We start from the raw sequence: 13,253 nt of genomic DNA on the forward strand, positions 1-13,253 counted from the left end.
GTTTTGGGGCTGCTGCGCAACCCAGCGGGAGCAAGCTCCCTCGCCACGGGACCGAGTCTGATTTGAACCCGACATGACGACCGGCAGCGCTCCTGCCGGTCGTTTCTTTATGAGCGCCAATCAGCGCGCTGAATACTTCTCCAAAGCTCGGCGACACAGGACTAGGGTGGTGAAATAACAATAAACAGGATCACCCACATGACCGCCATGACCCCGTGTCCGGACCGTCCAGGATTGTTGCCTCGCCTGTCCTCGACGCACGTGCCGCGGCGGTCCCTGAGTGAGTCTTTGCTGACGTCCGAAGCGCGGGTAAAACTGCTTTGCGCGCCAGCGGGCAGTGGCAAGAGTGCATTGTTCGCCGAGTGCTTCTTGCAGGCTCCCGCCGGGTGTCGGTTGCATTGGTTGCCATTGGGGGGCGCGGCGTTGAGCGCGGTGCAAATGTGCGAGCGCCTGGCCCAGGCCCTCGGGTTGCCGATGCTTGATGAAGCGGGACTGCTGGCCCACCTGGCGCGTTTGCAGACACCTACGTGGTTGTTCCTGGATGACTACTGCCGGGTGCCGAATCCCGAACTGGACCAGTTGCTCGACCGTCTGTTGAACACCAGCAGTCCAGCGTTGCACCTGTGGCTCAATAGCCGCCGCCGTCCCCAATGCAACTGGCCGCGGCTGTTGCTCGATGACGAACTGCACGAGTTCGATGCGCAGGCATTGTTCTTTACCCCGGACGATGTCCTGCCATTGCTGCGTCATCTGCCCGGCCCCCAGGCTGCCCGCACTGCCCGCGAGGTGATTCAACGTAGTGGCGGCTGGTGTGCCGGGGTGCGCATCACGCTGCTGGAACGTTGCGATTGGGCGCGCAAACATGCAACGCCCGGACGGCCGGGGACCTTGGTCGACTATCTGGAGTACGAACTGTTCAGCGCGCTGACTCCAGACCTGGCGCAGGCCTGGCATGTGCTGGCGCATCTACCGCGCTTCAATGCCCGGCTATGCGAGCATCTGTTCGGCGACACCGTGGGCGTGCAATGCCTGCCCTTGTTACTGGACCTGGGATGTTTTATCGAACCATGGGAGCAGACGTCGGACTGGTTGCAGATTTTTCCGGCGCTGGCCCGGCTGGTACGTGAAGAGCCCTGGCCGCAGGGGCGTTCCTGGCATCGACGGGCCTGCCAGTGGTTTGCTGCCGAGCAGGACTGGCAAATGGCGTTCGAGCAAGCCATGTTGGCCGAGGAGTTCGAGACTGCCGTGAGTTTCTTGCAGCATCTGAGCTTCGAGCACGTCTTGCAGCGTCGCAACGTGGTGCTGTTGCTGGGCCTGCACGATCAACAAGGTGAAGCGCTGACCCTCTGTACGCCACAATCGGTGGGGTTGGTCACCGCTGCGCTGTTGTTCGCCGGACGCTTCAACCAGGCGTTGACATGCATTGAGCAGTTGGCCAGGTTCATGCCGCAGCCTTCGGCCTGCCGGCAGCGACAGCTGCTGGCCAGGTGGCAGGTCTTGCAAGGCTGGTTGCTGCACCTCTCGGGCGATGGCGAACAGGCGCGCGAGCACTTTCTCCAGGCCCAGGCCAGCCTGGACCCCGAGGCCTGGGCCCAACGGTTGCTGTGCCTGGGTGGGCTGACGCAGCAGGCGCTGCTTGAAGGCGAACTGGCTTCCGCGCATCGGATCAACCGCCAGGCGCTGTGCCTGGCGCGCGCACAGGGTTCGCTGGTGTTCGAAGGATTGCTGGAACTGGATCACGCCCAAGTCCTGGAACAACGTGGCGCGCCTCATCGGGCCGATCATCTGCTGGCCGCTGTCCAGGCGCTGCTGGATAAACCAGGCCAGGACTTTTCCCCGTTGTTGGGACGTATTGCCCTGCGGCGCGGGCGCCTGGCGTTGCGCATGGGGTTTGAAGAGCGCGCCGCCGAGCAGTTTCAAGCGGGTCTGGAAACAGGCCTGCACAGCCTGGACAAACAGGTGCTCTACGGATTTCTCGGCAAGGCCAGCCTGGCTGCCAACCAGGGCGATTATGGCGAGGCCTTCATGCAACTGCGCGATGCCGAGCGGATCATGCAGCAGCGGCACATCCCCGACACCGTTTACCGTGGCGTGTTATTGCAAACCAGCTGTCAGTTCTGGTTGCAACAGGGGCGGGCGGAATTGGCCCATGAAGCCTTGACCCGCGTCTTGCGCCACTTTCGTGGGCCGCAGGCCAAGCACGCGCCTCCCGCGACGCTGGAATTGATTGCGCGACTTGAATACCTGCTGGTGCTGGCCGAGGTCTACCTGCAACGGGCACAGGAGCCGCAGGCGTGCCTGCAAGCCATGATCACCCGGGCACAGCAGAGTGAAATGCATAGCCTGGAGACCGAACTGCATCTGGTGTTGACGGAGGTTGTCTGGTTGTCCGGCGATCGCTCCCAGGCCCGGACACTCCTGCAAGAAGGGCTCAAGCGAGTCACGTGCTGGCGGGCCCAGCAAGCCTTGTGCGAGCTGCGTTTGCGCCAGCCCGAGCTGGGCCACTGGACGCAATCGCCAGAGCCCATCGAACCATCAACGGCTGGCGCCGAAGATACGTTACTCAGTCACCGAGAGCTTGAAGTTCTGCAATTGATTGCACAAGGTCATTCCAATCAACAAATTGCCGAGCAACTGTTCATATCGTTGCACACGGTAAAAACCCATGCGCGTCGCATACATAGCAAGTTGGGGGTGCAGCGGCGTACTCAAGCAGTTGCGAAGGCTAAAGTCATGGGGGTGATGGGGTAGGTTGAAAACAACTCCCGAAGGTCTTTACGCACGCTTACATTTGTCTTTTTACAGTATGGGGTTTGTCTGATGTATAACTAAGCCTGCGGATCGAACAGGAAGTTCGGTCTATGACATGACAAGGATGTCTTATGAATACCAAGTTGTTTTCTTCTTACTCTGAAAAACTGCTCGCACTGAAGAATACCCGTGTGGATTTTGCCGTGCAGGTGTTGTTGGGGCGCTATTTGGAAGCGCTGGGTGTCAATCCGTTCAGCAGTTATCTGAATACATTGGCAGACTTTCCGAATCCCGAAGTTGGCTCGTCCGAAACCCTGTTCGATGAAGCATTGGCCTGGGTTGAAAAGCAGCGGGTGCCCAACTACAAACAAGGCGTCAGTAACGTGTTCAACAAGCGTTATTCTTTTGCCGTTGAAGACCGTGTCAGGGCGCTGGATTTGATCGCGTTCGAAAAAATCGTTTCGGATATCGTCACCCAACTGACTGAAAAACCTGCAATGGATTTATCCTGGCGTTCCATCAAGCCTTTGTCCGTTGAGGATGTTCATGGTGCATTGAAACTGCACTTGCCCGGGGTCGATCTGGATAAAGTCTACGTCACCGGTTTTGTTACCCATGGCGCTGGTGAGCGCGTGGTGTCTTCTTCTGAACCGCTGGTCGACTATCTACTGGGCCATTTCGACAATAATGAGATTCCCTACCACTCCAAAGGCGATCACCAAGCTATTTACATGGTGCCCTTCAGTGGGGATGACCGTCATCTCCATCCGCGACTTGCCCCCGCTCACCTCAATGATCTAATGATCAAGATTGTCCCGGATTTCCTGGGCTGATTCCGAACTCGCTTCATAGCCCATTCGCCAACTCACGGCCTGGGTCGCTGCCAGCAGGCGTTGCGCCGCCGGGCCGTGCTCGTCGGCATGGAACAGCGAGGTCGGGCCAACGATGGTCATGACCGCCGTCACTTGGCCGACGGCATTGAATACCGGGGCGGACAAGGCATCCACCCCCGGCATCAGCAAGCCATGCACATGGTGCAGGCCGCGACTGCGAATCTGCTCGCACAACACGGCATAAGCGCGGTCGTCGGCGAGGGCGTGGTGCTCGGTGCCTTGTACTTCCTGTTCGCGCAAGCCGATGGTCTCGCGCTCCGGCAGATAAGCGCTGAATACCAGCCCCGTGGACGAACTGAGCAGTGGCAATACCGAGCCCAGTTGCGTTACCACGGTTACGGCCCGCACGGCGGGTTCGATGCGCACCACGGTCGCGCCATGGTTGCCCCACACCGCCAGGAAGCAGGTTTCGTTCAAGTCGTCGCGCAATTCGGCCAGGGGCAGGGCGGCCACTTGCAGCACGTCCATGCCGTTGAGCGCTGCCAGGCCTACGCGCAAGGCCTCGCGGCCCAGGCCATAGTGGTTGGTGGCGGCGTTCTGCTCGGCAAACCCGCTGGCGATCAAGGCTTGCAGATACCGATGAACCTTGCTCGCCGGCATTTGCACGTGTTCGGCCAGCCGCGACAGCGACGTGGAGGGCGACAGTTCGGCCAGGGCCTTGAGGATGTCGGTGCCGACTTCGGCCGAGCGGACTTTCTGTTTACCGTTGCTGAGCGGGGTTTCCATGGCGGCGCTGGGTCCAGAGGCGAATGGGCGTCTTTATAGCTTGACGGTCGCCGTCGAGCAAATTACGTTATGCGTAATCGAATTACGACAAAAATAACCCGGTGCGCCTCAACCACTCCGTTGAGTGACGGGCCGCATTCCTGGAGGCTCCATGAACCTCGATTCCCCAGCGTCGGACCTGGCTTATCAATCAGGCTTCGGCAACGAATTTGCCAGCGAAGCCTTGCCTGGCGCCTTGCCCGTTGGCCAGAACTCGCCGCAGAAAGTCCCGTACGGTCTCTATGCCGAGTTGTTCTCCGGTACGGCGTTCACCATGGCTCGCAGCGAAGCGCGGCGTACCTGGATGTATCGCATCCGACCGTCGGCCAATCACCCGGCCTTCACCAAGCTCGAACGGCAACTGGCGGGTGGCCCATTGGGCGAGGTCACGCCCAATCGCCTGCGTTGGAACCCGCTGGAGATCCCCGCCGAGCCCACCGATTTCATCGACGGGCTGGTGTGCATGGCGGCTAATGCCGGTGCGGACAAACCGGCCGGCATCAGCCTTTATCAGTACCGGGCCAACCGTTCCATGGAGCGGGTATTTTTCAATGCCGACGGTGAATGGTTGATCGTGCCGCAACTGGGACGGCTGCGGATCGCCACCGAGTTGGGCGTGCTGGAACTGGCACCGCTGGAAATCGTCGTGCTGCCCCGGGGCCTGAAATTTCGCATTGAACTGCTCGACCCGCAGGCCCGTGGTTACCTCGCCGAAAACCACGGAGCGCCGCTGCGCCTGCCGGATCTCGGGCCCATCGGCAGCAATGGCCTGGCGAACCCACGGGACTTCCTGACACCGGTCGCCCATTACGAGAACCTCGCGCAACCCACCTCGCTGGTGCAGAAATTCCTCGGTGAGTTATGGGGTTGCGAGCTGGATCATTCGCCCCTCGACGTGGTGGCCTGGCACGGCAACAACGTGCCGTATAAATATGATCTGCGCCGCTTCAACACCATCGGTACGGTCAGCTTCGATCACCCGGACCCGTCGATTTTCACCGTGTTGACCTCGCCCACCAGCGTCCACGGCCTGGCCAACCTCGATTTCGTGATTTTCCCGCCACGCTGGATGGTGGCAGAGAACACCTTCCGTCCACCGTGGTTCCACCGCAACCTGATGAACGAATTCATGGGCCTGATCCAGGGTGCCTACGATGCCAAGGCCGAAGGTTTCCTGCCGGGCGGCGCGTCCTTGCACAGCTGCATGAGTGCCCATGGCCCGGACGGCGAGACCTGCACCAAGGCGATCAATGCTGAACTGCAGCCGGTGAAAATCGACAACACCATGGCGTTCATGTTCGAGACCCGCCAGGTGCTGCGTCCAAGCCGTTTCGCCCTGGACTGCCCGCAACTGCAAACCGACTACGATGCATGTTGGGCCTCGCTGCCTGTCACGTTCGACCCGACCCGGAGATAACCCATGACTCAACTTTCCCCTGCCCGTAGCTGGGTCGCCTGTGCCAACGGCCATGCGGACTTCCCGTTGCAGAACCTGCCATTGGGTATCTTCAGTGTCGATGGCGGTGCCCTGCGCAGCGGCGTGGCGATTGGCGAGCGGATTTTCGATTTGCAGGCGGCGCTGCACGCGGGCTTGTTTGACGGCGCGGCACGCCAAGCTGTCGAAGCCATGGCCGACGGCCAGTTGAATGGGTTTTTCGACCTTGGCCGAGGCGCCCGGGTTGCCCTGCGTGAGCGACTGCTGGAACTGCTGCGCGAGGACAGCCCCCTGCGGGGCAAGGTCGAAGCCCTGGGCGCGAAACTGCTGCTCTTCGCTGCCGACTGCCAGATGCACCTGCCGGCCAGGATCAACGACTACACCGACTTCTACGTCGGTATCGAGCATGCGCAGAATGTCGGCAAGCTGTTCCGCCCCGACAATCCGTTGCTGCCCAACTACAAATACGTCCCCATCGGTTACCACGGTCGCGCCTCGACCATTCGCCCGTCCGGCACCGACGTGCGCCGCCCCAAGGGCCAGACCCTGCCGGCCGGCCAGACCGAGCCGACGTTCGGCCCGTGTGCGCGGCTGGACTATGAGCTGGAGCTGGGCATCTGGATCGGCAAGGGCAATGCCCTGGGCGAACCGATCCCCATCGGCGATGCCGCCGAGCACATTGGCGGGTTCTGCCTGCTCAACGACTGGTCGGCCCGGGATATCCAGGCCTGGGAATACCAGCCCCTGGGGCCGTTTCTGTCGAAGAGTTTCCTGACCAGTATTTCGCCATGGGTGGTAACGGCTGAAGCCCTGGAACCGTTCCGTCGCCCGCAACCGGCACGCCCGCAAGGCGATCCGCAACCGCTGCCGTATCTGCTGGACAAGCGTGACCAGGCCGGTGGTGCCTTCGACATCGAATTGGAAGTCCTGTTGCTGACCGAGGCCATGGGCGAGCAAAACCTGCCGGCCCAGCGCCTGACCCTGAGCAACACCCAGTACATGTACTGGACCGTGGCGCAAATGGTCGCGCATCACAGCGTCAACGGTTGCCAGTTGCAGGCCGGCGATCTGTTTGGCTCGGGCACCTTGTCGGGCCCTGAAAACCATCAATTCGGCAGTCTGCTGGAAATCACCGAAGGCGGTAAAAAACCGATCGAACTGGCGTCTGGCGAAGTGCGCCGATTCCTTGAGGACGGTGACGAAATCATCTTGCGGGCCCGTTGCCGCCGCGAGGGTTTCGCCTCCATCGGCTTCGGCGAGTGCCGGGGCAAGATCCTGCCGGCGCGTTGAGGGGCAGGGCATGGAACTCTACACCTACTACCGCTCCACCTCGTCCTATCGGGTGCGCATTGCGTTGGCGCTCAAGGGGCTGGATTACCAGGCCTTGCCCGTCAACTTGATCGCTGCGCCTGGGGGCGAGCATCGCCAGCCGGCCTATCTGGCGATCAACCCCCAGGGCCGGGTACCGGCGTTGCGTACCGATGAGGGCGCGTTGCTGGTGCAATCGCCCGCCATCATCGAATACCTGGAGGAACGTTATCCACAGGTGCCGCTGCTCAGCGCCGACCTGACGGTGCGCGCCCATGAGCGTGGCGTCGCCGCGCTGATCGGTTGCGATATTCACCCCCTGCACAACGTCAGCGTGCTCAACAAATTGCGGCAGTGGGGCCACGATGAAACGCAGGTGACGGAGTGGATCGGGTACTGGATCAGCCAGGGATTGGCGGCCGTGGAGCAGTTGATGGGTGACGACGGCTATTGCTTCGGTGCAGCGCCGGGGCTGGCGGATGTGTACCTGATCCCGCAGTTGTACGCGGCTGAGCGGTTCAATGTGTCTTTGCAGGCGTATCCACGGATTCGTCGGGTCGCGGCATTGGCGGCTGGGCATCCAGCGTTCCAACAGGCGCACCCGGCGAATCAGCCGGATACCCCCTGAGGGCCCGCAGGGGTCTGAAGGCCAGGTGATCCTGTGGCGAGGGAGCTTGCTCCCGCTCGGTTGCGCAGCAACCGCCGAAAAGCTTGGGGCCGCTTCGCGTCCCAGCGGGAGCAAGCTCCCTCGCCACAGGGCCGTCATCGCTCCTGAACAAAGTTCACCGGCTCAGTGCACAACCGAATTCGGCGGCAAATGCCCCAGCCGCTCGGTCAGTCGGATTCGCTGGATCGGATCGTCGCTGAGCATCAGGGCGTGCTCCAGGTCGAAGCGTTCGGCGTTGGGGCAATCGAGTCGCTGGTACAGGCTGGCGCGGGCCAGGTAGTCGGCGGCGCTGGCGTTGCCCAGTTCCAGTACCCGTTCGGCGTCGATCAAGGCGGCGATGTAATCGTCGTTCGCCAGATGCAGTTGACGCAGGTTGCGCGACAGGCGCTGCAGCATTTGCATCGGCTCGGCATTGACCAGGTGTTCAGCCTTGAGCTGCATGTTCGCGCCGTATTGGCGCTGTAGCAGTTCCCGACAGTCATTGGGGTACAACCGACGGCCGCCGCACGGATCGAGCAGGTGATCGGCGCCGGGTACCTTCAACAGGAAATGTCCGGGGAAATTGACACCGACCATCGGAATTTCCAGGCCTCGGGCCAGTTCCAGGGCAATCAGCCCGAGAGCCAGGGGCTGCCCGCGTTTGCGTGCCAGGACTTTGTCCAGCAACGCGGCTCGTGGTCGCAGAGGCGTGAAGTCGTCCTGGGCGAAGCCCAAGTCATTGAGCCGTCGCAGCAAGGGCTGGCCCAGTTCGCTGACAGGCAGCATCGGCAGGCCATGGCTGACCCGCTGTTGCAGCTCCTTGAAATCCTTCAGCAAGGCCGGTACGTCGACCTCGCGATCATGTTCGGCAGCGATCCACAGCGCCGCTTCGAACAGCGCCGGTGGCGAGCGGTGCAGACAATCAAAAAAGGCTTGGCGCGGTTTCATCGAACTCTCCGGGCTACGCTCCCGTTTTAGCCCTGCCGTGGATTTTCGTCCAGTCTCGGACAGAGGCTATGACAGGTTATGCCGAAAAAGACTGAGCACCGTGGCGACTTATTCCTGCGTGCTCCAGCAAATTTCGACTGCACGCCTATACTGGCGAAACAAACAAAAGTGATTCGGGAGCCTTTCGATGTTTGCTCTCATGCAAAGCTCCCGCCTTGAATCGCTGCACCTAAGCGTAGACCCGGCAACCGGGTTGAAGGCGGTGATTGCCATTCATTGCAGTCGTCCGGGGCCCGCCCTGGGGGGTTGTCGTTATCTTGCCTACCCCGACGACGAAAGTGCCGTGGCTGATGCCGTACGCCTGGCCCAAGGCATGAGTTACAAGGCGGCGCTGGCCGGCTTGCCGGTGGGTGGCGGGGTGGCGGTGATCATGCGCCCCGCCCATGTCGAGAGTCGGGCAGCGTTGTTCGAAGCCTTTGGTCGTTGTATCGAGCAGTTGGACGGTCGCTATATCACGGCCATCGACAGCGGCACGTCAGTGGCCGACATGGATTGCATCGCCCAGCAGACTCGCCATGTCACCAGCACCACCGCCTCGGGAGACCCTGCGCCCCACGCGGCAATGGGGGTTTTTGCCGGTATCCGTGCCACCGCCATGGCCCGCCTGGGCAGCGATAACCTCGAAAGCCTGCGGGTGGCGATCCAGGGCCTGGGCAACGTCGGTTATGCCCTGGCCGAACAACTGCACGCCGCAGGTGCCGAGCTGCTGGTCAGTGACATTGACCCAGGCAAGGTGCAATTGGCGATGGAGCAACTCGGCGCCCATCCGATCGCCAACGACGCGCTGCTCAGCACGCCCTGCGACATCCTTGCTCCTTGCGGGCTGGGTGGGGTGCTCAACAGCCAAAGCGTGGCACAACTGCGCTGCTCGGCCGTTGCCGGCTCGGCCCATAATCAGTTGAGCAACCTGCAAGTGGCCGACCAGTTGGAAAGACGTGGAATCCTCTATGCGCCGGACTATGTGATCAACTCTGGTGGCCTGATCTACGTCGCCCTGAAGCATCGCGGCGAAGAGCTGTCGACGATCACCGCGCACTTGTCGAAGATCGGTGCCCGGCTCACGGAAGTCTTTGCCCATGCCCAGGCGGAGAAGCGCTCACCGGCCCGGGTGGCCGATGAGCTGGCGGAGCGTTTGTTGTACCGCTGAAAAGCCAATTGTGGGAGCGAGCAAGCTCGTTCCCACAGGTTTTTTCTGGTGCTCCCAGACTGACTATTCCCGCCAACAAAACACCAACCCTGTGGCGAGGGAGCTTGCTCCCGCTCGGCGGCGCAGCCGTCGTAAAACCGGCTGGCGCGGTCTGCCTGAACGGTCGCAGTGATCCAATGGGGCCGCTTCGCAGCCCAGCGGAAGCAAGCTCCCTCGCCACGGTTTGTGCTCGCCTCTATTGCATTGCGCTTAACCGACGGGTGTTGGCTTACCTCAACAGATACACCGGAAAGCATTCGCACAAATGCATCACTCGACGCCGGGTGTTGTCCAGGCGTGCTGCGTTGTCCGGCTGTTCCAGCAGGTCGGCGATCAAGTTCGCGACTTCGGCACATTCCGCTTCACCAAAGCCACGGGTGGTCAGCGCCGGCGTGCCGATGCGAATGCCGCTGGTGATGGCCGGTTTCTGCGGATCGTTGGGGATCGCGTTTTTGTTCAAGGTGATATGGGCGCTTTCCAGCAACGCTTCGGCGTCTTTGCCGGTGATGTTCATCGAGCGCAGATCGAGCAGGAACATGTGGCAATCGGTACCGCCGGACACCACCCGCAAGCCGCGTCGGGTCAGGACGTCGGCCATGACGCGGGCGTTGTCGATCACCCGCTGCTGGTAATGCTTGAACCCGTCGCCCAAGGCTTCGTTGAACGCCACGGCCTTGGCGGCGATGACGTGCATCAGCGGGCCGCCTTGGTACACCGGGAAAATCGTCTTGTCGAGCAGGGCTCCATATTGCGCCTTGGCCAGAATCAGGCCGCCGCGCGGGCCGCGCAAGGTCTTGTGGGTGGTGGAGGTGATGAAGTCGGCGATGCCAACCGGCGACGGATAGACGCCCGCGGCGATCAAGCCGGCGTAGTGCGCCATGTCCACCATCAGGTAGGCACCGATTTCATCGCAGATCTTGCGAAAGCGCTGGAAGTCGATGGTCCGCGAATAGGCCGAGGCCCCGGCGATGATCATCTTCGGCCGGTGTTCCCTGGCCAGGGCTTCCATTTCTTCGTAGTCGAGGGTTTCGGTTTCCGTGTCCAGGCCATAGGAAAATGCCCGGTAGATCTTGCCGGAAAAATTCACCGAGGCGCCGTGGGTCAGGTGGCCGCCATGGGCCAGGGACATGCCCAGGATGGTATCGCCGGGTTCAAGTACCGCCAGGAAAACCGCCTGGTTGGCTTGGGAGCCGGAGTGCGGCTGCACGTTGACGTATTCGCAGTTGAACAGCTTGCGAGCGCGTTCGATGGCCAGGTTCTCGATTTCATCGACGACCTTGCAGCCGCCGTAGTAACGCTTGCCCGGATAGCCTTCGGCGTATTTGTTGGTGAGCACGGAACCCTGGGCCTGGAGCACTTCCTCGCTGACATAGTTTTCCGAAGCGATCAGCTCCAGGTGGGTTTCCTGGCGGTTGCGCTCGCGGTCGATCAGGCGGGCAAGGGTGGGGTCGAAATTTTGCAGGCTCATGGTGCGATTCCCTAGATAAGCGCCTCGGCCAGCGGCGCAGTCACGTGATGCGGCAACACCCGTGGCTGGCTTTTGGTCGAGTCGGATAGAAAAATGGAGGTGTCTTTCAAACCGCTGCCGGTGATCAGGATCACGGCGGTTTGCGGTGTGTCGGGGTGTGTTTCGGCGTACTTGAGCAGACCGGCGAAGGCACTGGCGGCGCCGGCTTCTGGAAACACGCCGGTGCTGGCGGCCAATCTCGAGGCGGCGGCGACAATGCTCGGATCGCTGACACAGATGAACTCACCGCCGCTGGCGGTGACCGCACGCATGGCCTTGAGGCGATCACGCGGCAGCGCCACATTGATGCTGCTGGCCAGGCTGGTGGGGGGGCGGCGCTCGGTTTTCTGCATCGAGCGGTCGTTGCGCCAGGCGCGGTACATGAAGTTGCTGTGCTCGGCCTGCACGCCGATCAGGCGAGGGATGCGTTCGATCCAGCCCAATTGCAGCAAGTCGAAAAAGCCTTTGTAGACCGAGCCCAGGATGCAGCCGTTGCCGACGGGCACGAACACCAGGTCCGGCACTTGCCAGTTGAGTTGTTCGCACATCTCGAAGGCGACGGTCTTCTTGCCTTCGCTCATGTACGAGTTGATCCCGGTGGTGCGGTTGTACCAGCCGTGCTCTTGGCAGGCGTTGAGACATTGTTCGAAGGCTTCGTCATATTGCCCGTCGACCAGCACGATCTCGGCGCCGTAGCCCTGCATCTGCGCGAGCTTTTCGCGGGGCGCGCTCTTGGGCAGGTAGATGACGTTGTGCAAACCCAGGCTGGCGCTCATCCCGGCCAATGCCGAAGCGGCATTGCCGGTGCTGGCCACTGCCACGGTGCGTGCACCGGATTGCAGGGCGTGGGCCACCGCCAGGGCGCTGGCGCGATCCTTCAACGACCCGGTCGGTTGCCGCGATTCGTCTTTTACGAAGACTTTGATCCGGGCGCCCTTGCCGAGCAATTCCGGGCGCGAGTACAGCGGCGTGTTGCCCACCAGTAACGGTGGAATGAACTGTGTCGAGCTCAACGGCATCAAGCGGTCATAGCGCCACATGCCACGGGCGTGGTCATGGGCCAGGCTGTCCCGGGACCATTCGCGCTTGAGTGCCGGGTAATCGTAAAGCGCGTCCAGGGCACCATCGACTTTGCAATGAGGGCAGTAATAGCTGACCTCATGGGGCTGGTAGCTTCGATCGCAAACCAGGCACTGCAATACATACTCTCTGTACGAATTTTTCATGTCACCCTCCGAAAGTACGCTGTGCTGGTGCTTTCCTTGCCAACGTCGGTCCAGCTCACCAGACCGACGGGCACTCCGCTGACAGAAGGTGTTTCAGATCACCATGATGGCGTCGATGGCAACCAGGGTGTTGCGTGCCAGTGCACTGGCGCCCGCGGTGGTGCGGGCCGGGTAGGGCTTGGTGAAGTACTCTTCCATGACGCGGTTGAGGGTCGGGAACTCACTCAAGTCAGTGATGAACGCCGTGACCTTGACCACGTTCGCCAGGGTGCCACCTGCCGCTTCGGCCATTTGCACCAGGTTGTCGAGGGTCTGGCGCAGTTGGCCTTCGAAATCCTTGGCCAGCACTTCGTTGTTCAGCGCCGAGACCGGGGTCTGTGCCGACAGGTAGATGGTCTGCCCGTGGCTGACCTTGATGCCCTGGGAATAGGTACCCAGCGGCAATGGCGCCTTGTCGGTGAAAATGACGTTCTCTTCGCCCAGGAAAGGTTTGGCGGCGGGCTGGATTTGAGCGGTGGTTTGCATAGT

Annotated in this window: 11 protein-coding genes; 6 read left to right on the forward strand and 5 right to left on the reverse strand. The window is 61.5% G+C overall.

The genetic code is table 11. From position 1 onward, the window contains the following. Positions 1-198: 198 nt before the first annotated feature. Positions 199-2,751 (forward strand): helix-turn-helix transcriptional regulator, encoded by a 2,553-nt coding sequence (locus V7773_RS03430; protein WP_336072362.1) that lies wholly within the window; start codon positions 199-201, stop codon positions 2,749-2,751. Between the two features lie 131 nt (positions 2,752-2,882). Then, a complete protein-coding gene (locus V7773_RS03435) occupies positions 2,883-3,584 on the forward strand; it encodes a hypothetical protein (protein WP_336072363.1) in 702 nt (233 codons plus the stop codon). On the opposite strand, the gene V7773_RS03440 is transcribed toward V7773_RS03435, so the two are convergent. Further along, positions 3,549-4,370: an IclR family transcriptional regulator gene (locus V7773_RS03440; protein WP_092149397.1), complete on the reverse strand. Its 822-nt coding sequence runs from the start codon at positions 4,368-4,370 to the stop codon at positions 3,549-3,551. The genes V7773_RS03435 and V7773_RS03440 overlap by 36 nt on opposite strands. Before the next feature lie 151 nt (positions 4,371-4,521). Between V7773_RS03440 and hmgA the strand changes: the two genes are divergently transcribed. The 3 genes from hmgA to maiA are packed head-to-tail and all read left to right on the forward strand — an operon-like array spanning position 4,522 to position 7,780. Beyond that, entirely contained in the window at positions 4,522-5,826 is a 1,305-nt protein-coding gene (gene hmgA / locus V7773_RS03445) for a homogentisate 1,2-dioxygenase (RefSeq protein WP_336072364.1), read from the forward strand. 3 nt (positions 5,827-5,829) lie between these two features. Next, positions 5,830-7,134: a fumarylacetoacetase gene (gene fahA / locus V7773_RS03450; RefSeq protein ID WP_336072365.1), complete on the forward strand. Its 1,305-nt coding sequence runs from the start codon at positions 5,830-5,832 to the stop codon at positions 7,132-7,134. Between the two features lie 10 nt (positions 7,135-7,144). After that, positions 7,145-7,780: a maleylacetoacetate isomerase gene (gene maiA, locus V7773_RS03455; RefSeq protein ID WP_092149406.1), complete on the forward strand. Its 636-nt coding sequence runs from the start codon at positions 7,145-7,147 to the stop codon at positions 7,778-7,780. A gap of 162 nt (positions 7,781-7,942) precedes the next feature. Here the strand turns inward: maiA and V7773_RS03460 are convergent, their stop codons facing one another. Beyond that, entirely contained in the window at positions 7,943-8,746 is an 804-nt protein-coding gene (locus V7773_RS03460; RefSeq protein WP_063324442.1) for a SirB1 family protein, read from the reverse strand. A gap of 187 nt (positions 8,747-8,933) precedes the next feature. Here V7773_RS03460 and V7773_RS03465 point away from each other — a divergent pair, with 187 nt between their 5' ends. Beyond that, positions 8,934-9,953, forward strand: coding sequence for a Glu/Leu/Phe/Val dehydrogenase family protein (locus tag V7773_RS03465; RefSeq protein ID WP_003205422.1), 1,020 nt, complete (start codon positions 8,934-8,936; stop codon positions 9,951-9,953). Between the two features lie 268 nt (positions 9,954-10,221). On the opposite strand, the gene glyA is transcribed toward V7773_RS03465, so the two are convergent. The 3 genes from glyA to V7773_RS03480 form a co-directional block, all read right to left on the reverse strand. Beyond that, positions 10,222-11,460, reverse strand: coding sequence for a serine hydroxymethyltransferase (glyA, locus tag V7773_RS03470; protein ID WP_063324443.1), 1,239 nt, complete (start codon positions 11,458-11,460; stop codon positions 10,222-10,224). Between the two features lie 11 nt (positions 11,461-11,471). Next, positions 11,472-12,725 carry a threonine synthase gene (gene thrC / locus V7773_RS03475; protein WP_336072366.1) on the reverse strand — a complete coding sequence of 418 codons (1,254 nt, stop codon included), beginning with the start codon at positions 12,723-12,725 and terminating at the stop codon, positions 11,472-11,474. Between the two features lie 93 nt (positions 12,726-12,818). Beyond that, positions 12,819-13,250, reverse strand: a complete 432-nt coding sequence (locus V7773_RS03480; RefSeq protein WP_003205417.1) for a Rid family detoxifying hydrolase — start codon at positions 13,248-13,250, stop codon at positions 12,819-12,821. Between the last annotated feature and the right edge of the window lie 3 nt (positions 13,251-13,253).

The organism is Pseudomonas sp. 3JA (genome assembly GCF_036961705.1).
GTDB lineage: Bacteria > Pseudomonadota > Gammaproteobacteria > Pseudomonadales > Pseudomonadaceae > Aquipseudomonas > Aquipseudomonas fluorescens_Q.